Below are 21,194 nucleotides of genomic sequence, written 5' to 3'. Positions count from 1 at the left end.
CTAATGACCAATTGTCCCAAATGCCATCAACCTATCAATAGCAAGGTGATTACCTGTCCCCATTGTGGAGCAATCCTTAAAGCCTATGGTCATCCGGGGATTACCTTACACCAAACCACAGGAGATACACCCTTGTGTGAAACCTGTACCTATCATGCTGATGATACCTGTAACTTTCCCCAACGTCCCTATGCTAAGCAGTGTACCCTTTACGACGATAGTTCTGAAAGTACCTTAGAGCCTGAGCAGATTTATAATCCCCAGCGTGGCTTACTCGAATCGGTCAGGCTCTGGTGTCAAAGAAACCCAGCCTTACTAGGTCTATTGGTATTAATCGCTGCTAGCTTTTTGCTAGCCCTGATGGCAAATAGTTAAATTAAACTAAGTTTAATTTAACTAGTACTCCGTCAACATTGAATCGACTAGACATGATAGTACTAAGCACTACGAAATTGACAGATTGCTAGCAGTCGCTGAGTCGGTTGGTGTTGTCTGTGAGGTGTCTACTTGCAAATGTTCTTTAACCGTAATTTTTTTTTCTTCACACACCTCTAAATCAAACCAGAATGTTGTCCCAACTCCCACTTCACTGACTAAGTGGACTCGGCTATGATGTCTTTCGATAATGTTTCTGACAATTGAAAGCCCCAATCCCGTCCCTTCCAGGGTATGAACTCGGTTTTCTACCCGGAAAAATCGGTCAAAAATCGCCTGTTGGTCTTCTGGAGCAATGCCAATTCCCGTATCAGAGATTTCAATTCGCACCCTCCCTTTTCCTTCTTGGGGCTTGAGTTCGGCTTCTAATTGATAAGCACGAATTACCACTCGTCCACCAGACTGAGTGAATTTCAAGGAGTTGCCCACTAAATTAGCCAAGACTTGGAGCAACAAATCGTAGTGACCCATAACTGGTGGTAAATCTGGTTCAATCTCCTGAGCCAGTTCAATAGTTTGGTCACGAGCGTTGAGCTGATAAGTGCGCAGGGTTTGCTCTATAGGTCGAACAATGTCAAAGGGTTCAAGTTGATAAATTCGACAAGATTCCAACCGTGATAAATCTAGGACATCGTTAACTAGACGGGTTAGTCGGTCAGTTTCCCGATTAGCCGTGTCAAGAAATTCCTTGCGTTCAGCTTCACTAAGTTCTTCCCCGTAGTCGTGGAGGGTTTCGATAAATGATTTAATGTTAAATAGAGGTGTTCTGAGTTCGTGGGAAACATTGCTGATGAAATTGCTTTTTGCTTGATTAAGCTCCACCTCACGGGTAATATCCTGAACAGTGATAGCAATTCCATTAATATTTTCCCGGTATTGGTTGAGTACCTTACTTAGCAGAATGCGAACTGTGCGAGAGACCGGTTTGCTCAGAGTAATACGAAACTCTTCACCTTCGCGGGATTCCCGTTCTGTTTCTGTCGCTTTCTCCGCTGTAGCCATTTGATAAAGCGGTCGTGTTAGTTCCATTGTGACCACATCAGGAAGATGGTATAAGACATTTTTACCGATAATGTCTTCCTCCTCCCAGCCAAAAATCCGCCTTGCTGTCGGGTTGACTAACATTACCTGAAAATTGGTATCAATCAGTACAGCACCATCGGCAATTGTGGAAACTAGAGTTTCTAACTTAGCTTTTTCTGCAGTAAGTTCTTCAATATTTTGCTCTTCATAGCGTTCTAAACGCTCTGCCATGTCATTGAAGCTAGACACCAATTCCTTTAGTTCTACTCCCAAAGGCATCTCAATCCGCTGCTTGAAATTACCAGCAGCAATATTTCTCACCCCTACTAGTAGTTCTTTAATGGGCTTAGTGATAGTCAAGGCGTTGCCCACTGCACCTAAAATCACCATCACCCAGATCGAGATAAACACAGCGATAGTCACATCTCTGGTTAAATTGGAGGAAACCACCACCGTAGGGTTAGGGTTAATCCCGACAGCTAAAACCCCTAAGTATTTGTTTTCCTCGTCGATTAGGGGAACAAACACATCAGTGACTTGACCATCAGGAGTTAGGTGCTGCCGTGCCATGGGCTGATCAGAGTTTTTGGCGTAGCCCTCCGGTAGCTCAATCCGACGCTTAATGGTTAAAGAATTCTTTACTTCTGCTGCGGAGAAAGGAATACCAAAGATTATTTCCCCATCCTCGTCAGCATATAGAATGTAACGCACACTGGAGGTACTACTGTAGAAGCGGCTGGAAAAGCGAGCTAGTTCGTCGAAATTATTTGCCGCAACATGAGGTTCAACGTTGGCAGCCAGCAAGAGACCGAGATCACGACCAAAGCGAGTGTCGTTCATCCTAGCATCCTGCTGAATCGTATTCACCGCCCAGAAGGTCAAGCCACTCATGAGCAATGAGACAACCAGAGTTGCTGCTGCCATTAGCTTGGTCTGGAGGGTAAACTCCGACCACCAACGCCTGATAATGTCGATAAGGGTTTTTAGCAAAGCTAGCAAGGTCGGTTCAACTCTCTCAACAGGGAAGACAACAACACTCCTTCCAAAGGTAGATGCTTTGATTGTGGCAAAGCATCTACTTTTGGCTATGCTCCAATTATAGAGCCATAAAACCTTACCTCTTGATGGGAAAATAAAGATGATAGGTGTTAGGTGTTAGGTGTTAGGTGTCGGATTTTAGGACATCAAGCCTAATTTTCAACCAACCTATAGGGTGCTTAATGCTTCACTATTAAAGTTTAAAACTTCATTAATAAATCATAATTTTAATTTTTTGATGCTTCACGACTAAATTATGATGCATTATTACTCAATAATGCATCATAAAAATTAACACCATTAGCCTCAAGCCTGATGCCTAACACCTAAGACCTCATGACTCTTCTTGCCCAGATAGGACAAAATCCCAAGACCTAACCCAACACTGCTAGCAGTCACTAACCAAAAACCACTGGTAAATTCTGGAGATTGATCCAATGCCCAACCTCCTAAAGATGGTCCAATAAAATAACCTACTGCCCAACACTGAGATTCAAGAGAAAAGTAAACTCCTCGCAAAGATTGTGGAGCTAAATCCCCCACCAAAGAAGAGGCAGAAGGGATATAAATTACCTTAGCTAAGGCTAAGAGTAACAAAGCACAAAATGCTGGAATAACTGCCAGATTATCAACAATTCCTGTGAGCCACACTAACACAAATCCTCCAGACCACAGCAGTAAAGAAACCATCAAGATATTGGTGCGTTTAAACTGGTTTAGAAAGCGGGCAACAGGTAGTTGGAAAATGGCACTAAAGGCGACATGCCAGAAGAAAATAAGACTAATCGTTTCTGGAGCTAATCCGGTTTCTGTTCCTCCTCCTGGAACAAAATTGGCAAAATAGAGGGGCATAATGCTATTGAGTTGAGCATCATAGGTAGTGAATAGAGTATTCCCTAGTAACCAAATCATCAAAAAGCGATCGCTTAGTGCTTGTTTCCAGGATTGGGTAGGGGATTGAGGCACCTCTTGAACGTTATTTGTTTCTGCGATCGCTAAATAAATGACAACGAAGAAAATCACATAAAAAATACTTTTTAGCACAAATAAAGTACGGTAACTCCCAGAAGCAGCAATTAACTGCCCTGCCCCAATAACTCCCAATCCTAGTCCTAAGCTATCAGCTAAACGAGTCACTGAAAAGGCTTCATTACGCTGAACAGGAGTGGTTAGATCGGTAACCACTGCCTCAGTAGGAGGCCAATATAGACCAATCCCTAAACCCATCAGTAAGTTAGCAATAACCAGAGTTTGAAAATTATAGGTAAACGCTAAACAAAGGCTTGCTAGAGCAGAAACAGCTGCCGAGAGTAGCAAAGTTTTCTTGCGTCCCCAAAACTGGGAATCAGCCAAAGTCCCTGATATCAAGCGTCCTAATACTCCAGAAATTGAAGAACTCCCTAGAGCAATCCCAACTTGGGTGGCGGATAAACCAATCTGATTAACAAAAAAAATCGAGGCATAAACTAAAGTAAACCCTTGACCGATATGCAATAACAATCGACCGGTTGCTAGAATCCAAATCTCCTGCCTTAATGCTGGGAGCAAAGATAAGAATTTATTGAGCAATTTCGGTAAGGTTAAAAGGTTGAGGGGTTGAGCCATTGAGCAGCATTTACAATTCTTTACATCTAAGTAAATAGTATAGGGTAATCGCAATAATCAATCAGGAATAATTATGCTAACGACTATTGATCAAGACGTGCAATAGTGCTGATCATCAAGGCTTAATAGGGTCATCACTGCCAACCAAAAGATTCTATTGTGACAGTTGACGGGGTGGAATGTGGTATCTAGCAAGGTTCCGGCTCTTTAGTAGACAATAGTAACTACCTGTATCCTAAATCAGCCCCCCTTGCATTCCTATTTAAATAGGAATATTGCCTATGTCATCGCCACGGGAGGGTTCTATCACTATTGCCCTCAAAACCAATACTTCCCAGTCTAAACTGTTGGAAGCTTTAGCCCTATGGCAAGAGCTAGGTTTACTCTCTGAGACTAGCATCGACATCATATTTAAAACTAAAGCATCCCATCCGGCTCTTTTAGAGGGATTAGATGCTTGGTTAAGTTTGGGTTTGCTCCAGGAAACCTTTGTTAAACGGTTGTGTCGAGAACATCTCACCTGTGCCTTACCAGAACCTAGTGTAAATCCAAAGGTGTCTGCTCTACCAGTCGCGAAACCAGCACCTCAACTAGTGTCACCTTTAGCTAGTAATGACTTTGCACCGGAGACACCCAAACCGAACAAACCCAACTGGATTGCTCAAATGTGGCAATCCCTTCAAGCAGAATTCAGTGTCCGCTGGTTGCTGTTTCTGGGTATGTTTATGGTGGTGGTATCCTCTGGGGTACTGGCTGCTAGTCAATGGGACAATTTCCCAGCTGCTGGACAGTATGGAGTATTGCTTGCCTATACCTTGAGCTTTTGGGGGATTAGTGCTTGGACAACGAAACAAGGGAATTTACCGTTAACGGCTCAGACCTTGCGAGTTGTCACTGTGTTGCTGATCCCAGTCAATTTTTGGGCAATGGATGGCTTTGGCTTGTGGCGTCATCCCTTAAATTGGCTAGTGGTAGCGGTGGCGACAGTGGTGCTAAGTGCGATAGTACTAAGTTCGATACTCTTAGGTCGCGGCTACGGGAACGGATTTTTACGATTACGACAACAACAATCATTTCCCTTACCCATTATTAATTATTTAGGTCTGAGTTACCTAAACTGGGGTTGGGGTATCCCTGGATTTCCCATAGGAGCAGTCTATTTGGGTATCGGTAGCATCATCGCTACCTTATATATAGAATCGAGATCGACAAAGCAAAATTCAGCGTTTATTTTTGATGTTGCTGGCTTCCGCATCTTAGTTTATGGCATCGGCATCCTGCTATTTAGAGCCATTTTTGTCATAGGTGTCGATATTGAACAACTGGGATTAGCTATCGGGATGTGTGGTTGGTTTCTCTACTGGCTATCCCAAAAGCCTCAGGCACCATCTGTCCCGGTCTCCCCGTCTCCCCGTCTCCCTATGATTTGGTTAGGGGGTAGCTTGCTGGTGCTGGGTTGGCTAGTTTGTGTAGCAGCTGAGTTTCCTTGGCAAGCCATGATTATCAGTGGGCTAGGGGTGTGGTTATTTGTCAATCGTTTACTAAAATTTTGGCGACGTTCCGATTTAGCCGCCATATTAGCCATTGGTTTACAGATGGTTTGGCTTTCATGGCGATTGATTCCGCCATCAATACAAACCTGGCTACTGGAAACAGCAACTACGTTAACCCATTCCCAAGAAACTCCCTATGTATTGTTGAGTTTAGTACTGTTTCCCTATCTGGTTTTAATTGTTGGGTTAGCAGATTGGTTATATCAGCGCAAAAAACATGATCTGGCAGAATTTGCAGAAGTCATTGCTCTAGGAATAGGAGTTAATCTGACTACTCTGTGTTTTTCCAATCCCCTGTTACTCACGATTAATGGTATTAATTCTGCTATCACTTTAGGGATTGTGACTCAGCGACAGTGTAGCTTAGGGATTAAGCATCATCTGCGCTTAAGGGTCTACCTAACCCATAGTACTGCGATCGCAACCGTTATCAGTGCCATTAACTATCTCTTTCCCAACCTACATCTAGGCGGCTTTTCAGCAATTTTATTAGCCCTGATGCTAGCAGAATGGAGCTTGAGTTTAAAGATTCCCGCTACTTCTGACTATGTCAAGATCTGGCGAGAGAGTGCTTGGCACTTAGGTTTAAGTTTAGCTGGTCTGAGTTATCTATTATTGTGTGTTAACTATAGTGCCTACGACGTTAACCCAGATAGTTACCTGAGAGCATGGGGTCTGTTGTGGCTAATCACTCCATTATCTCTGACTGGAATAGCACGTGGTTATCGCAGTTGGCAACCCCCTCAAGACAAGTTTGTGATCCGGTTGAGTGTAGTTGCTGTCATCCTATCCCAATTCCTGATCCTAGGAATACCAGGAATGCGGTTAATCAGTTTAGCGATCGCTACAGCACTGATGTTGGTTAACACCCGCTATTTAAAGCAATTAACATCAGCAGCAATTACCGTAGGATGTGGCATCAGCTTAGTCGGGTTCCTGCTTTGGGATGGCATCCCTGGCTTTCCCCAACCGTCCGGAGAAGATTGGTTTGTTGTTGGAGCGATCGCTATTTTAACCTTATGGTTATGGCAAAGCTGGTTACTTCGTGTTAGCAAGATACAGGATAACCAATCACAATTTAAAACTTCAAATCAACAAGCCAACCTACCCGAAGGGAACGCCAAAGGCAAACAACAAACAAACCTCCAACAAACAACCCTCCAACAAACAACCCTCCAACCTTGGCCAAAAGGCCACGCTACGCGAACAAGCCTCCCAAAACTCTATGCACAAGCAATGGATGGGTGGGCAATCACACTGTTTATTTTTCAGCTAATTCTGCTGACTTGTTATTCCCTGATAGTCTACATTGGGTTTGGGTCACCAACATGGTTTATGCTCATTGTAAATGCAGTGACCTTAGGAGCGATCGCGTATCGCAGTTTTCCTTATCCATCCAACTGGGCGATTTATGGGATTGGTTGGAGTGTGGAACTCTTAACTACAGAAGCGCTGGGCTTATTTGATCATCGACTGATCTATTTAGCTGTTGCTAATACAGTATTAGGACTAATTGCTCAATTGTTAGGAGATTGGTGGCGACGCCGATCTAATCTCGACAAACTACCTAGTAGCTGGCATATTATTCCCCTGCTATACGGTAGCTTAGGACCGCTCTTAAGTTGGGGAACCTTTACCAATTGGACAGGTTTATTCTTTTTTGCCCTAGCAATAATTGCGATTGGGGTAGGGCGTCGCCGTGCAGAATTTAAACCTCTAATTTACCTTGCTCTATTTGGGATATCGGTTTCTGCCTATCAACTGTTGTTCTATCAATTATCCCAATTAGGAGGAGGAGCAAAAGGGGATGGATTGATTATAATGGCAGTGCTTGGCACTAGTATTATGTACGCCTATCGGGTATTGTCTCCTTGGCTGAAAGGATATCTACATTTTACCCCCAAAGAACTAAAGGTTATTTCCCATCTCCATTGGGTATGGAGTAGTTGTTTGTTGATAACAGCAACAACTGAGCCGATTGAATCCGCTATGATGCTGGGATTTAGTACTGGCGCGTTTTTAGTTATCTATGCTATTTCTCAAGGACGGAATCAGTCCAATCGCCTGCTTGGAGAAATCTGGGTTTATTTAGGTTTTGCTGAAGCATGGGGGATGCGGCTGTATTGGATCAATACCCCTGTGGCGCGTTTGTTATCGGGACCATTAGTGCCTTGGAAAGGTGCGATCGCATCCTTAGTCGCTTACTTTTTGTATTTCCTACCTTGGGAAAATTGGGGTTGGTCGAAACGTCCTTGGCAAATCGCTGCTTTCTTAATCCCTCTGATTGCCATTGCCGAAAATCCCTATAGCGGTAATTTAGCTAGTTTGCTGATTATCGCAGCTTTCTATATTATTCTCGCAATTTTTAATCAGCAAATTCGGTTTACCTTTATCAGTGTAATAGTAATTGACTGGATGTTGCTCCGCTGGTTTGGACAACTACACTTAACTGCTGCTCTTTGGTATGTTCTCCCCTTGAGTTTATCCTTACTCTATATTGCCCAAGTCGATCCCTATCTAAGCCAACCCCCCCAAAAACAAATACGTCACAATCTCCGGTTAATCGGGACTAGTATTATTTGTTTGGTTTCCTTTTGGACTGCTCAATTGCTTGGGTTATTAACTGGAGGAATTAGTGTAGTGCTAATTTTTGCTGGATTGGCGATGAAAGTAAGAGCATTTCTTTATGTCGGGACTGGAACATTTTTAATTAATGCGATCTACCAACTACTGATTTTTAGCGTTGATTATCCATTTTCTAAATGGGTGGTAGCGCTGTTTGTGGGAATTGGGTTTATCTGGATTGCCGCTACCTTTGAAACTCGCCGTGATCAGATTACAGCTTGGATGAATCAATTCCAAAGTTGGGAATAACTTTTGGTTGAAGGTTGAAAGTTGAAAGTTGAAAGTTGAAAGTTGAAAGTTCAAAGTTGAAAGTTCAAAGTTCAAAGTTGAAAGTTGAAAGTTGAAGGTTGGATGAGGTTTACCAAAGACAAAATCACTGATGGTGACGTTTACGCTATGGTCTGTTTTTTATGACTTTTTCGCCCTTAGTCCCAATCTAGTATTTCCAAATAGATCCTAAAAACTAATGCTGATTGATCCGAACAGCAAAAAATATTCCGCTATGGGACAATGCTAAATAGGGAGACAGAAATGCTATCTCCCTATTGAAAACTATTATTTAAAACAATGGGTTAAAAAATAGTTAGGCATCATTTAAAGCAGCAATTCCAGGTAGAACCTTACCTTCGAGTAACTCAAGGCTGGCACCACCACCGGTGGAAATGTGGCTCATTTGGTCAGCAACACCAACTTTTTCCACGGCAGCTACTGAGTCACCACCACCAATGATGGTAGATGCACCTGTCTTGGTCAGCTCAGCCATAGAGTTTGCGATCGCTTCTGTGCCCTTGGCGAACTTATCAAACTCAAACACTCCCATCGGACCATTCCAGATCACAGTTTTGCAATCTGCCAAAGCCTCCTGAAACACCTTCACAGAATCTGGACCAATATCCAAACCCATCCAGCCATCGGGAATAGCTTCAATACTGACAGTCTGGGAATTAGCATCAGGGGCAAAATTATCTGCGATAACCACATCAGTGGGCAACAGCAATTGTACACCACGCTCTTTGGCCTTAGCTTCTAAAGATTTCGCCAAATCCAGCTTATCGTCTTCCACCAGGGACTTACCCACACTCATACCACGGGCCTTGTAGAAGGTAAAAATCATTCCACCGCCAATTAGCAGTTTATCCACCTTCTCCAGTAGAGTGTCAATCACCCCAATCTTACTGGACACCTTAGAGCCGCCAATAATTGCAGCTAGAGGCTTTTCGGGATTTTCTACAGCGTTTTGTAAATACTGCAGTTCTTTCTCAATCAAGTACCCAGCTACAGAAGGACTCAGGTAATGGGTGACTCCCTCAGTAGAGGCATGAGCCCGGTGGGCTGTTCCAAAAGCATCATTGACATACAAATCAGCAAGGGATGCCAACTGTTTGGTGAATTCTGGGTCATTCTTTTCCTCCCCAGCGTGGAAGCGGAGATTTTCCAGTAAAGCCACCTGACCATTTGCCAAAGCACCAACTTGGGCAGCCACCTCGTCTCCAACACAGTCTTTACACATGGTCACCGGTTGACCCAGAAGTTCTGAAAGACGCTCAGCAACGGGGGTTAGACGTAAACTTTCCTTCACTTGTCCCTTGGGTCGTCCCAAGTGGCTACACAGGATTACCTTTGCCCCTTTCTTAAGTAAATCTTGAACAGTGGGTAAAGCAGCACGAATGCGAGTATCATCGGTGATGGTGCCATTGTCATCCAGGGGTACATTCAGGTCTGCTCTGACCAATACCGTTTTTCCGGCTAAATCTGATTCACTTAAATTGGCTACACTTTTCTTGGACACAGTATTAATCTCCTAATTGCTATTGCCTGCGAATCCCCGACTATCAGCCGTCTTGCCGGATGATTTGACGTCAGAGAGTTCGCTGTACATTAACTGGTAAATCACCAGCTGAATGACCAGGACAAAAGGTATTCTTTTGTTAAGACCGTTCACATTTTACCGGAGTCCGGATCCTGGAGGAAATCTGTGATATGTTCAATACCGTTGTATTTCCGATTGACTCAAGTCGAGAAAGCCGTGAAGCTGCTGAGGTTGTTGGGAACATAGTGCAAAAGTACGGCAGCAATCTATATCTGCTGTCAGTGGTTGAAAAACCTGACCCTGGCCAGGGTACAGCTGCTGCTCCCGAGGCAATGACATCCCCTGAAGTAGTAACAGAACTGCTTAACGGTGCCAAAGCACTATTTGCTCAGGAAGGCATTGAAGCCAAAACCCTGGAGCGGGAAGGAAAGCCTGCCTTCGTGATCTGCGATGTGGCTGACGAAATTGGGGCAAATTTAATTGTCATGGGCTCTCGGGGGCTAGGCTTGACAGATGAAGGTATAGCTAATAGCGTGGCCGATCGAGTGATTAATTTATCCCCTTGCCCAGTTTTGATTATTCCCTAATTTGTGATTAGTCATTGGTCTAAATAAAATTGCTTGCTTGTTAATTGTCAATGGTCAATGGTCGATTTTCAATTAACTAATGACCAATGACTAATCAGCAATGACTAATGACTAATGGCTAATGACTAATGGCTAATGACTAATGACAATCCAGTGGTATCCCGGACACATTGCCAAAGCCGAGCGGGAACTCAAGGAACAGTTGAAGCGAGTGGATGTGGTATTAGAGGTGCGGGATGCTCGGATTCCCCTCTCTACTCATCATCCTCAAACCGACCAGTGGGTGGGCAATAAGACTAGGGTGTTAGTGATCAATCGGGTGGATATGATTGACCCAAGGATGCGCCAACTTTGGGAATCGTGGTTTCAACAGCAAGGGGATATCCCCTATTTCACTAATGCTCAACAGGGTAAGGGTATCCGAGCTGTGGCTAAAGCAGCCCAGACAGCTGGGGAGGAAATCAATCAACGTAGGCGCTCACGGGGAATGCGACCTCGTCCTGTCCGAGCTGTGGTAATTGGATTTCCCAATGTTGGTAAATCGGCTTTAATTAATCGACTTTTGGGACGTCGTGTGGTAGAAAGTGCTCGTCGTCCTGGTGTGACACGCCAATTGCGTTGGATACGTATTTCTGACCAACTCGAACTACTTGATGCTCCTGGTGTTATTCCTGCCAAGTTAAACAATCAGCAGCAGGCGCTCAAGTTAGCTATCTGTGATGACATCGGTGAAGCATCTTACGACAATCAACGGGTAGCAACAGCACTGGTTGCATTCCTGAAAGATTTAGATAAGATGAAGGAGTACACTTTTTTATTAAAGTCTTCTTTACAAAAGAGGTACCAACTAGACCCAAACCCATTGACCGCTGAAGATTACTTACATGGTCTAGCCGACTATCGCTATCAGGGAAACATCGAACGTACAGCGCGGCAACTATTGGGGGATTTTCGTAAGGGTTTACTCGGAGCAATTGCATTGGAAGTACCACCAGAAGTACTACCCTAAGTAACACCAATGTAATTTCTTAGCATCTACAGCATCTACACAAGTAAAATTACAAGCCCGATTCTACTAGTGAGTACTAGCTAGTGAGCGTCCTACTAGGGAGTATTACTAGGGAGTCTTTCTAGATAGTCTTTCTAGGGGGCCTAAGTTCCCTATGGATATGTTTGTCTATAAAAGGAAAGAATTTAAGTCTTATTGAACCAATATTGTCAATATCTATTGAAAAAGAAATACCAGAACTTAAGCGAGGAAGCGAATTGAGGAGCTAAACCTAACTTGAGACAGATGACTTGAGCTAATTAGCGTAACCAACTTCAGTAATATTGCCGAGGGAAAAGTTTTTCAATCAGTCCTATAATCAGTATTGAGCACCGAAACAGCTGATGCAGGGCTTACGCAAGAACTCTACAGGTAGTGTTAACAGTTACCCTTTAACCCCTACAGGTAGTGTGTCGATGGCTGAATTGCGTAAGCTCTGTTTACCTGTATTAATAGATACTGCTATAAGCATCAATATTTCTTAACTAAAGTTTGTATTTGTTCAAAGTTGAACGTTGTTCGCGTAGCGTGGCCTATTGGCCAAGGTTGGCGGGTTGTTCGCCTTTAGCGTTCCCTTCGGGTAGGTTGGCAGGTTGGCAGGTTGGCAGGTAGAAGGTTGGCAGGTTGAACGCGATCGCGTGGCCTATTGGACAAGGTTGAAGGCTGTTCGCGTAGCGTGGCCAAAGGCCAAGGTTGGCAAGTTGAACGCGATCGCGTGGCCTATTGGCCAAGGTTGTTTTGATTAGGCTTCTTGTAAATGTATTGTCTTGATGCAAAGCGCGAGTGGGGGAAACCCCCTCATGAAGTCGCTGCATTGCTTTTGTGATCATGTTTTTCTCAATTATTCTGTGCTGATCGGAAGTTACCCGATCTGAAGTTACCGACAACTGCGACAAAGTCTATTGTGCCATTCGTTCCAAAATTATCCTAAAATCAGCCAAGATACCAGGCAAATTGTCTAGATTCAGCACAGGTACATGAACAAAGATACAAGAAGTATTGAGGTGATGGTCTCCAAGATACTTCAACACTTCGTAATAGAGTCCTTCGCAGACAAATTTACCAGCATCATGGCTAATCTCACATCCACTCAAGGCAGCTACTAGTTTCTCTAAGTTCACTGGGGTTTGAAGGCAGGCATCTTCACGAGTAGCACAGGATTCGACGGTTAATTTGTTCCGCTTACAAGCCATGCCACAACAAATAATCCCATCGGGTTGTATTTGATCAATTGTGGCAATTACCTGAGCACTAGCTTTGGCAATATCAACGGGCAACTGTCTTAGAAAAGTCAGGGAAGCAGAGAAATCAGTGATTTGAGAAATTTTTCCTAATAAATCATCAGAGGAGTTAGATACCTGATCCGGTAGCCAGGTTTGAAAGGATGTCAGGAGGATTTTTTTGTTCATTCAACAGAACCAATTAAAATAAAAATAGCTTGAATATTCCAATGTAAATGTAAGGGAAAGCAGGTTAATGCCAGTAATTGCGGTTGTAGACTACGACATGGGGAACCTGCACTCTGCCTGTAAAGGGTTACAGAAAGCTGGTGCAACTACCTTAGTGACAGATTTAGCAGCAGATATAGAACAGGCGGATGCGGTGGTACTACCGGGAGTGGGGGCGTTTGACCCAGCGATACAACATTTGCGATCGCGTAACCTGGAGCAACCGATTAAACAAGCCATTGCCAGCGGTAAACCCTTTTTAGGTATTTGTCTAGGTTTACACATTCTGTTTGAGGCTAGTGAAGAAGGCACAGAACCTGGATTAGGGATTGTGCCTGGCACAGTGCGCCGCTTTCGTCGAGAACCAAGTATTACGATTCCCCATATGGGTTGGAACCAGCTAGAGTTTACTCAACCAGATTGTCCCATTTGGCAGCATTTATCGGGCAATCCCCGAGTCTATTTTGTCCATTCTTATTATGTGGATCCAGTTGACCCTGGGATTCGAGCCGCAACTACTACTCATGGGAGTCAAACCGTGACGGCTGCGATCGCTTACAATAATGTCGTAGCAGTACAGTTTCACCCCGAAAAGTCTTCTACTACAGGACTACAAATTTTGTCTAATTTCGTGGCTCAGGTCAAGAGTGACTGCAATGATCGTACACTTGCTACCAAAGCCTGACAATTATTCTTCATTTAAAATGCTGCTACTACTACTGATTTAATCAGCACGCTCCCCACTGTCCTGTTTTTGGATGAGAATTTACGGCAATCGCCAACTGAAAACTTTGCCAGGACAAATTACCCGCCCGACACCAGCACGGGTGCGGGAGGCAGTATTTAATATTTGGCAAGGCAGTGTAGGGAATTGCCGATGGCTGGATTTATGTGCTGGTAGTGGTTCAATGGGTGCTGAGGCTCTGTGTCGGGGGGCTGCTTTGGTCATAGGGATTGACAAATGGGCAAAAGCTTGCTCAATTATTCGTCAGAACTGGCAACAGATGGCTCAGGCGCAGCAAGAATTTCGGGTGTTGCAGGGGGATGTGGTCAGGCGATTGAAAACCTTGGCTCCTCAGCAGTTTGACCACATTTATTTTGACCCACCCTACGCTAGTGATTTGTACCAGCCAGTGTTAGATGCGATCGCTCAATACCAGCTCCTCGACAGCGATGGTGAGTTAGCTGTTGAGCATAGCTCTAACTACTGGCAACCACAACCAATCCCCAATTTAGAAATTTGTCGCCAGAAGGTCTATGGCAATACTGCCTTGACCTTCTATTGCCCATTGGTTTAGGTCAGGGGTAATGGTCAGCTCATGGGAAGGAAAAACTAACCCCCAAGTTGGTTACCCCGTTGGTATTGCATATAGGCAGCAAAAAATAACCCCAATAGAGTAACAGGTATTAAGCCAAGGACAATCCCAACAAGCAACGGTTCTACCACACTAAGTCTCCTAATTAAGTTTTTTTACCTGTTTCTCATATTACTAGGTCTGATCAACCTTAGGGTGCTGCTGGTGGTCAAACACTAATTTATCAAGCATCCTGAGTTCCATGGGTTGAGATTGCTCAGTCACACTTAGGAGGCTCTGACCTAATGACCTAAGCCCTGACTTGACTTGAGTACTTTTTCCTATATCCCAGCTTATATACTAAAATGTATACCTTAGATCTATTCCCTTAGTATCAGGTATATAGAGGGAGACATAGTGTAGCATATAATACAAATACAACACAAGATCTTGATTAATGACTCCATAAATTTTAAGCTATGTTTATAAATAAAAATAATACTTAGTCTAAGTATTCACTGATCATTGCTTAACACAACTTAATCAATGGTTCAGTTTTATCGAGATTACAAGCGCTTTATCGATAGTCAACTTGACAGGAGATCCTTTGGAAAACCAGCTTGTCCAACCTAGAGTTCTAGTGCGGCGAGTCACCTTGATAGTACTAGTGGCTTTGCTTGCTATAAGTCTTAGCCTGATCGGAATTCCCATGATGCAGGATTCGGATCCTTATGTACAAAAGGTTTTGTCCCTGAACGGTGATCCAGTCCGAGGTAATGCTATTTTTCAAATCAACTGTGCTGGGTGTCATGGAGCCAACGGGGATGGTAATGTAGGACCAAGTCTACTGAATATCTCTAAGAGAAAGTCTGACGTCAGCCTGATTCAGCAAGTGATCAGTGGTAGAACACCACCAATGCCTAAGTTTCAACCTCAAACTGGAGATATGGCAGACCTGTTGAGTTACCTGGAGCAATTGTAACTAACGGTTGAAGGTTGAAGGTTAAAGGTTGAAGGTTGATGAAGAGCGCTGAAGAAAAAATATGCCCGTTAAATGTTGATTGACTTATAGCATTTCTGGCGTTGCTGATTGATTGTTGATTTAGCGTACGGTAATTTGAAATTATACCTAAATTCACCAAGGCCCATCGCTTTTACTATCAATTAAGTTTAACATTTGAAATGTCAATTATAGAAATTTAAATTATATATGATAACTAGTGAAACGATAGCTAGTCAACGGGGTGCAACTTGTTTTCCTTCCTGAATTTGTTCAGTGGGATGCAAGATGACTATTTCTCCTTCTCGAAGTCCTTGTTGAATCACTGCTTCAAGATTACTGCGCTGACTAATTATAATCTGACGTTTCTTGGCTTGGTTGTTTTCCACCACAAATGTACACCAGGTCTGGAAATTGGAGCGCTGGATACTCCCTTGATGATCTGAAAATTGCTTACTTCCCTGTGTTTTCCTTGTTCCAGAGACAGACAAATCATCCCTATTTTGGGCAATGGAGTACTGGGAGCTATTTTGTTGTGAGTCGCAGCGGAAAATGGCACTTAAGGGAACGACTAGCACATCTGAGCTTTCCCAAACTACAATCCGTGTTTCTACTCGGTAGCGATCACCTAAAGGAATTGGGGAATCTACAAAATTAGCGATCGCATTCACTCGCTGTTCTTCTACCCCAAGAGCTGAAATTTTAGTAAAACCTGAGGGTTCGACGTACTTCACCTGAGCGTTTAGGGTGCGCTCTCCCCCCCAATGTTCAATGAACATTTTTGCTCCTGGCTTGACTTTGACCGCATCAGTAGAAAGCAAATCAACGACAATCTCTAGGTCGGCAGGATTCCCTAGTTCCAACAGGGGGGTGCCGGCTTCTACATATCGAGCACTTTCCTCATTGACTCGTAGGACATAACCATCAATTGGGGAGTGAATTTCAGCACGGGCTGCTTGATCAGCTAGCTTAGCAAGTTCGGCTTGAACACTGGCAATGCGAGCATTGTAGACATCAAGTAAATAGTCAGGGTCTCGCTGTTCGGCAATTAGAATGGCACGGGCTTCTTTGGCGGCTACTACTTCAGCGGCAACACTATCCACTTCCCGTTGGGCTGCTTCTAATTCCCTCTGGCGGGTAGTTTCTAGCAATTGAGCTGTTTCGAGCTCTTTACGAGAGATTGCGCCATCAATGTGTAACTGTTGGGAGCGTTGGCGATCGCGTTTTGCTTGCTCTAGTGCTGCTAATGCTTGCTGGACGCGAGCTTGAGCTTCTTGCTGTTGGGCTGCTGCTGACCGGATGCGGGCTTGAGCCTGGAATAAAGCTTCTGGTTTTGGTCGCTGGGTTGCTACCCCATCACGCTCTGCTTGCCATTGCCTTAGTCGTGCTTGAGCTTCTCGGACGTCTGCATCTAGAGGAAGGCGGTCAATTTGGGCAATTATTGCGCCTTGTTTAATTTTATCTCCTTCATCTAGTTTAATCCTTGCCAGCCGACCGGCGACAGGAGCTGAAACTACGAAGCGGGAGCGGATACGGGTCTTTCCCTCTCCATCCACTGTTACTTGCAAACTACTGCGTTTAACTTCGGCTAGATCAACCCGAATCGGTGCAGGACGAAATCCTAGGACAACTACTGTGATGATGCCAACTCCAACCATAAGGTAAGTTAGCCGTTGAGGAAGGTGCTTCATGAAGTGTCTCAAATCGCGGAATTGATTGTGCGATCGGCGAAGCCGCGCCAAAGGCGATCGCAACAGTATTTAATTACTACTATTTAATTATTACTATTTAATTACTACTATTTAATTACTACTGTAAGCATTAGCTGATAGCTGATAGCTGATAACTGATAGCTTACTAACTATCACCATGTTGATGCTTATTCCCTGGTTTTCAAAACAGCGATTAAGTCCAGACGATTCAGCTGTCTACGGATAATTAACCCAGAACAGAATGCTGCTACTATTACGATAACAAATGTAAAAGCATAGGTATATTTAGTAAGAATTAAGGGAAAACGGTAAAGTTCAGAATTATAGGCAAGAGACATTAAAGCAACTAAACCGTATCCGAGTCCAAAACCAATTGGAAGGGCGAGTAGGGTAAGAATAACTTGTTCACCTAGGAGAATCAAGGCAATTTCAGCACGAGTGAATCCCATAATCCTGAGACTGGCTAATTCTCGTCTTCTTTCTGATAGGGCAATCCGTGCTGAGTTGTAGACTACGCTAAAGGTAATAATGCAGGCAAAAATTACTAGTACTGCTGTGAAGACTTGCAGAGGTTTAGCAATAATCTCCTCAAAGCTTTCCAGGCTAGCTTCACGGGTGCTAATACCGGTAATAGCCGGTAGACGTTTGAGGCGATAGTAAAGCTGACTAGCAAGGTGAGGATCAACACAGAGGTAAGCACCAGAAATAGTTTGTCCTTCTCGCATCAGTCGGTTGAGGGCATGGATATCCATATATACTGAGACACCGAGGAGTTCATCCACCAAGCCGACTACAGGAACTTGACGCACGGGACGGCTTCCTTCCAGGACTTCCACGGTTAGGGTATCTCCAGGAGTAACACCTAGGATTTCGGCTAGTTTGGTAGTCATGACAACTCCGTCTGGGGGTAGATGCACGGTGTACCAATTCTTGTCTAGCAGACGGCGGAATTCTCCGGCTGGGTCGATTCCAGTTAAAGCACTGCGATAGGTATGATGGTCAAAGCGTAAACGTACTGGTACGATGCGGAAGGGTTCGGAACGAATAACTCCTGGTAAGTGAGTGATTTCGTAACGGGTACGTGCAGGACGGGGTTGATTAAAAATAATGGTGAGATCTTCCCGTTGCACTTGGCGGAATTGAAAATCCACCAGGTATGTCAATGCATCTGAGATGTACAACCCAGTCAGGAGAATTGCTACAGCAACAGCTATTCCCATAATGGATAGGAAGGCTTGGATGGGCTTGCGTTCCAAATTACGTAGGATAATGCGACCGGCAGGGGAGAAAAACTGCTGTAGACCTAGTCGTTCAATAATGGTAGGTTTGAATTCAGCTGGGGGTTCGGGACGCATGGCTTGGGCTGGAGGAAGGGAAATTGCCCGACGTACCGCCATTAGTCCACCAATGGCTGCTGCGGTAAAGCTGACTAAGATGGCGGTGGCGACTAAGTCTGAGCTGACGTCATAGCGTAGTAGGGGAAAGCGAAAAAATTCAGCATAAAATTGGGTTAGTCCATTACCAAGCCAAAGACCAACTATGGTGCCAAGGAAACCTCCTACAATGACAATGGCAAGGACAAATTTAAGATAATGGATACCGATGGTTACGTTACTGTAACCAAAGGCTTTGAGAACGGCAATTTGCTCCCGTTGGGTTCCGATCAGGCGAGAGAGGACAACATGCAGTAGGAAAGATGCGATCGCTAACAAAATCGAAGGCATAAAAGTAGCAGAGACTTCCAAACTGCTGAGTTCATCTGCTAGAATTTGATGGGATAATTGATCTTCCCTTCCATAAGCACCTAACCCACCGTAGCGTTCCAGTAATCGATCCAAACGGCTAATAATTTCCCTTTCTTGAGCCCCTGGACTTAAAGAAAGGCTGACATCGTTAAAGGCACCATCAAGGTCAAAGGCTTTACCCAAGGCTTCCCGACCTATCCAAACCACTCCGAATCGCCGATTATCTGGGAAGATTTCTCCAGCACCTCGCACTTCATAAACGTATTCTGGTGATAGCGCCTTTCCTACTATTCGCAATTTTTCCCAACGTCCATTAATGATGGCACCCATAGTATCACCCAAGTTGAGTTGATTGGCTTGGGCGAAGGCTTCACTGACGATTACTTCATCTCCTCGTCCTGGTTCAATATAGCGACCCTGACGAATAAATAAGTCATTGAGTATGGAAATACGACGCTCAGGAATTGAGATTAGTCTTCCTGTGGCTGGTTCTGTCAAACCAGGGATATCAAGGGTGACATCAACCACAATCCGAGTTTGGGTTTGGGCAATACCGGGAATAGCAGCAATTTGGGATTTGAGGCTTTCTGGGGCGCGTTTGAGGGAAGCGAAAACTTGGGCAAAATGGTAGCGGTTGTAATATGTGTCTTGGGTTAGTCGCAAAGAGCTATAGGCACTCCTGGCTAGGACGAAGCTAGCAATGCCACAGGCTACTACTAATGCGATCGCTATTACCTGACCTCGCAATTGCCATAGGTCACGTAAGAGTTTACGGTCTAGGGAATTCATGAAAGTCTAAGACCAACCGAAAATATCAGGAACAGGCAAGATGCCCATTCCACAGGTGCGAGCCCGTTGGTGCGAATTTAATTCTTAATAGGTCAAGCGCACCTAAAAACTCTTAAAATCATTCCATTATTAAGGAACGCTCCATTTTTTATAACTGCTGTTCTTCTTTATAAAACAAAGCTTCACACACTAAGGTCAAGGCGAACAGACAGCAAACGAACAAAGTTGTTAATAATATTGCCATCATAGCTGACACCTCCTTGGGAAGTCTCTTACTTTCTGACTCCTTCTAGTTCTTTTATAGCTCCGGTTTTCTATCGAGCTAGGTAATTTGATTTAATTCTTAACATACTCAATCGTTGACTTACCACTCTAAATCTTCAGGAGCAATCTTAGTCTGATTACCATGTACAGTAATAATCTCACCACTACGCATGGTAATCACCCGATCTGCCATAGCCGCAATTCCAGCATTGTGAGTAATTACAGCAGTAGTTGTTCCCAACTCCTGATTCACTCGCTCCAATACATTCAATACTAGCTTACCCGTCTGAAAGTCTAACGCTCCGGTTGGTTCATCACATAGGAGCACTTGAGGACGTTTGGCAATAGCACGAGCGATCGCAACCCGTTGTTGTTCACCCCCAGATAATTGAGCCGGAAAATGGTTAAGGCGATGGGTTAGTCCTACTAGTCCCAAAGCTTCCCGAGGACGCATCGGACGAGGAGCAATTTCGGTCACCAAAGCAACATTTTCCTGAGCCGTCAAGCTGGGAATCAAATTGTAGAATTGGAACACAAAACCAACGCACTCCCGACGGAAGCGGGTAAGAGCACGATCATCAGCACTTGATAGATCACGATTATAGAATTTGACTTGTCCGAAGGAGGGAACATCAAGTCCTCCGAGAATATTCAGCAGAGTGGACTTGCCACTTCCAGACGGACCAAGCAATACTACAAATTCTCCTGCATAGAGGTCAATAGTAACTGATTTTAGTGCCTGAACATTCACCTCCCCCATCTGATAGGTTTTAGTCACGTCACGCACTTGGAAAATAAGTTCATTGTTCATATAGCGGTTGGCGACTTTATTCAGTACATCTTGCTAGGTTTTTAGGGAACAGGGAACAGCGGATATGGGAACAGGGAACAGCGGATATGGGAACAGATTATTTAGCATTCAACCTACGTTATTTATTATTGCCAATTTTTAAAAACAATTATTTTTTTGTCCCATTTTCATAATTAAAATATCTGGTGCTATAAGTTATGATTAATTATTTCAATAGTAATTACTAGATATTAATCCTAAATAAATTGTAATAATTATTGTCTCCGATTCCCGATTCCCGATTCCCAATTCCCGATTCCCGATTCCCGATTCCCAATTCCCGATTCCCGATTCCCGATTCCCGATTCCCGATTCCCGATTCCCGATTACCGATTCCCGATTCCCGATTCCCGATTCCCGATTCCCA

The 21,194-nt window shown here is 44.1% G+C and carries 16 protein-coding genes; 7 read left to right on the top strand and 9 right to left on the bottom strand.

What is annotated here, in order from left to right:
* Window positions 1-3: 3 nt before the first annotated feature.
* Window positions 4-375: a zinc ribbon domain-containing protein gene (locus F6K46_RS28710; protein ID WP_293019031.1), complete on the top strand. Its 372-nt coding sequence runs from the start codon at window positions 4-6 to the stop codon at window positions 373-375.
* Between the two features lie 69 nt (window positions 376-444).
* Here the strand turns inward: F6K46_RS28710 and nblS are convergent, their stop codons facing one another.
* Both nblS and F6K46_RS28700 read right to left on the bottom strand, forming a co-directional pair.
* Window positions 445-2,457 carry a two-component system sensor histidine kinase NblS gene (gene nblS, locus F6K46_RS28705; RefSeq protein ID WP_293063902.1) on the bottom strand — a complete coding sequence of 671 codons (2,013 nt, stop codon included), beginning with the start codon at window positions 2,455-2,457 and terminating at the stop codon, window positions 445-447.
* A gap of 345 nt (window positions 2,458-2,802) precedes the next feature.
* Window positions 2,803-4,101, bottom strand: coding sequence for an MFS transporter (locus F6K46_RS28700; RefSeq protein ID WP_293063899.1), 1,299 nt, complete (start codon window positions 4,099-4,101; stop codon window positions 2,803-2,805).
* Window positions 4,102-4,382: 281 nt separating this feature from the next.
* Here F6K46_RS28700 and F6K46_RS28695 point away from each other — a divergent pair, with 281 nt between their 5' ends.
* Window positions 4,383-8,528 (top strand): DUF2157 domain-containing protein, encoded by a 4,146-nt coding sequence (locus F6K46_RS28695; RefSeq protein WP_293063896.1) that lies wholly within the window; start codon window positions 4,383-4,385, stop codon window positions 8,526-8,528.
* Window positions 8,529-8,862: 334 nt separating this feature from the next.
* Here the strand turns inward: F6K46_RS28695 and F6K46_RS28690 are convergent, their stop codons facing one another.
* Entirely contained in the window at window positions 8,863-10,068 is a 1,206-nt protein-coding gene (locus tag F6K46_RS28690; RefSeq protein WP_293063894.1) for a phosphoglycerate kinase, read from the bottom strand.
* Window positions 10,069-10,259: 191 nt separating this feature from the next.
* On the opposite strand from F6K46_RS28690, the gene F6K46_RS28685 reads away from it, so the two are divergent.
* Window positions 10,260-10,676: a universal stress protein gene (locus F6K46_RS28685; RefSeq protein WP_070395283.1), complete on the top strand. Its 417-nt coding sequence runs from the start codon at window positions 10,260-10,262 to the stop codon at window positions 10,674-10,676.
* 142 nt (window positions 10,677-10,818) lie between these two features.
* Window positions 10,819-11,685: a ribosome biogenesis GTPase YlqF gene (gene ylqF, locus F6K46_RS28680; RefSeq protein ID WP_293063890.1), complete on the top strand. Its 867-nt coding sequence runs from the start codon at window positions 10,819-10,821 to the stop codon at window positions 11,683-11,685.
* 572 nt (window positions 11,686-12,257) lie between these two features.
* On the opposite strand, the gene F6K46_RS28675 is transcribed toward ylqF, so the two are convergent.
* The gene (locus F6K46_RS28675; RefSeq protein ID WP_293063887.1) at window positions 12,258-12,554 is read right to left on the bottom strand and encodes a hypothetical protein; all 297 of its coding nucleotides are present in this window, start codon (window positions 12,552-12,554) and stop codon (window positions 12,258-12,260) included.
* 69 nt (window positions 12,555-12,623) lie between these two features.
* Window positions 12,624-13,133: a peptidase C15 gene (locus F6K46_RS28670; RefSeq protein WP_293063884.1), complete on the bottom strand. Its 510-nt coding sequence runs from the start codon at window positions 13,131-13,133 to the stop codon at window positions 12,624-12,626.
* A gap of 67 nt (window positions 13,134-13,200) precedes the next feature.
* On the opposite strand from F6K46_RS28670, the gene hisH reads away from it, so the two are divergent.
* Complete coding sequence (hisH, locus tag F6K46_RS28665) at window positions 13,201-13,857, top strand: imidazole glycerol phosphate synthase subunit HisH (protein ID WP_293063872.1); 657 nt, start codon at window positions 13,201-13,203, stop codon at window positions 13,855-13,857.
* Window positions 13,858-13,930: 73 nt separating this feature from the next.
* Window positions 13,931-14,470: a 16S rRNA (guanine(966)-N(2))-methyltransferase RsmD gene (gene rsmD / locus F6K46_RS28660; protein ID WP_293063869.1), complete on the top strand. Its 540-nt coding sequence runs from the start codon at window positions 13,931-13,933 to the stop codon at window positions 14,468-14,470.
* Between the two features lie 35 nt (window positions 14,471-14,505).
* Here the strand turns inward: rsmD and petG are convergent, their stop codons facing one another.
* A complete protein-coding gene (gene petG / locus F6K46_RS28655; RefSeq protein ID WP_070395274.1) occupies window positions 14,506-14,619 on the bottom strand; it encodes a cytochrome b6-f complex subunit V in 114 nt (37 codons plus the stop codon).
* Between the two features lie 440 nt (window positions 14,620-15,059).
* On the opposite strand from petG, the gene F6K46_RS28650 reads away from it, so the two are divergent.
* Entirely contained in the window at window positions 15,060-15,449 is a 390-nt protein-coding gene (locus F6K46_RS28650; RefSeq protein WP_293063866.1) for a cytochrome c, read from the top strand.
* Between the two features lie 254 nt (window positions 15,450-15,703).
* On the opposite strand, the gene F6K46_RS28645 is transcribed toward F6K46_RS28650, so the two are convergent.
* The 3 genes from F6K46_RS28645 to F6K46_RS28635 all read right to left on the bottom strand — a co-directional run bounded on the left by F6K46_RS28645 (window position 15,704) and on the right by F6K46_RS28635 (window position 20,788).
* Window positions 15,704-17,158 (bottom strand): HlyD family efflux transporter periplasmic adaptor subunit, encoded by a 1,455-nt coding sequence (locus tag F6K46_RS28645; RefSeq protein ID WP_293063863.1) that lies wholly within the window; start codon window positions 17,156-17,158, stop codon window positions 15,704-15,706.
* Between the two features lie 188 nt (window positions 17,159-17,346).
* Window positions 17,347-19,713, bottom strand: coding sequence for an ABC transporter permease (locus tag F6K46_RS28640; RefSeq protein WP_075903628.1), 2,367 nt, complete (start codon window positions 19,711-19,713; stop codon window positions 17,347-17,349).
* Window positions 19,714-20,077: 364 nt separating this feature from the next.
* Window positions 20,078-20,788, bottom strand: coding sequence for an ABC transporter ATP-binding protein (locus tag F6K46_RS28635; RefSeq protein WP_293063855.1), 711 nt, complete (start codon window positions 20,786-20,788; stop codon window positions 20,078-20,080).
* Between the last annotated feature and the right edge of the window lie 406 nt (window positions 20,789-21,194).

The organism is Moorena sp. SIO3E8 (genome assembly GCF_010692445.1).
Classification (GTDB): domain Bacteria; phylum Cyanobacteriota; class Cyanobacteriia; order Cyanobacteriales; family Coleofasciculaceae; genus Moorena; species Moorena bouillonii.
The sequence above is the reverse complement of the archived record's forward strand: the minus strand, read 5'-3'. Positions and strand labels throughout refer to the sequence as shown.

Bases quoted from the DNA above. Each gene is read 5' to 3' on its own strand.
- F6K46_RS28710 (WP_293019031.1), top strand. From the start codon at position 4: ATGACCAATTGTCCCAAATGCCATCAACCTATCAATAGCAAGGTGATT.
- F6K46_RS28700 (WP_293063899.1), bottom strand. From the start codon at position 4,101: ATGGCTCAACCCCTCAACCTTTTAACCTTACCGAAATTGCTCAATAAA.
- F6K46_RS28695 (WP_293063896.1), top strand. From the start codon at position 4,383: ATGTCATCGCCACGGGAGGGTTCTATCACTATTGCCCTCAAAACCAAT.
- F6K46_RS28685 (WP_070395283.1), top strand. From the start codon at position 10,260: ATGTTCAATACCGTTGTATTTCCGATTGACTCAAGTCGAGAAAGCCGT.
- ylqF (WP_293063890.1), top strand. From the start codon at position 10,819: ATGACAATCCAGTGGTATCCCGGACACATTGCCAAAGCCGAGCGGGAA.
- F6K46_RS28675 (WP_293063887.1), bottom strand. From the start codon at position 12,554: ATGATCACAAAAGCAATGCAGCGACTTCATGAGGGGGTTTCCCCCACT.
- F6K46_RS28670 (WP_293063884.1), bottom strand. From the start codon at position 13,133: ATGAACAAAAAAATCCTCCTGACATCCTTTCAAACCTGGCTACCGGAT.
- hisH (WP_293063872.1), top strand. From the start codon at position 13,201: ATGCCAGTAATTGCGGTTGTAGACTACGACATGGGGAACCTGCACTCT.
- rsmD (WP_293063869.1), top strand. From the start codon at position 13,931: ATGAGAATTTACGGCAATCGCCAACTGAAAACTTTGCCAGGACAAATT.
- F6K46_RS28645 (WP_293063863.1), bottom strand. From the start codon at position 17,158: ATGAAGCACCTTCCTCAACGGCTAACTTACCTTATGGTTGGAGTTGGC.
- F6K46_RS28640 (WP_075903628.1), bottom strand. From the start codon at position 19,713: ATGAATTCCCTAGACCGTAAACTCTTACGTGACCTATGGCAATTGCGA.
- F6K46_RS28635 (WP_293063855.1), bottom strand. From the start codon at position 20,788: ATGAACAATGAACTTATTTTCCAAGTGCGTGACGTGACTAAAACCTAT.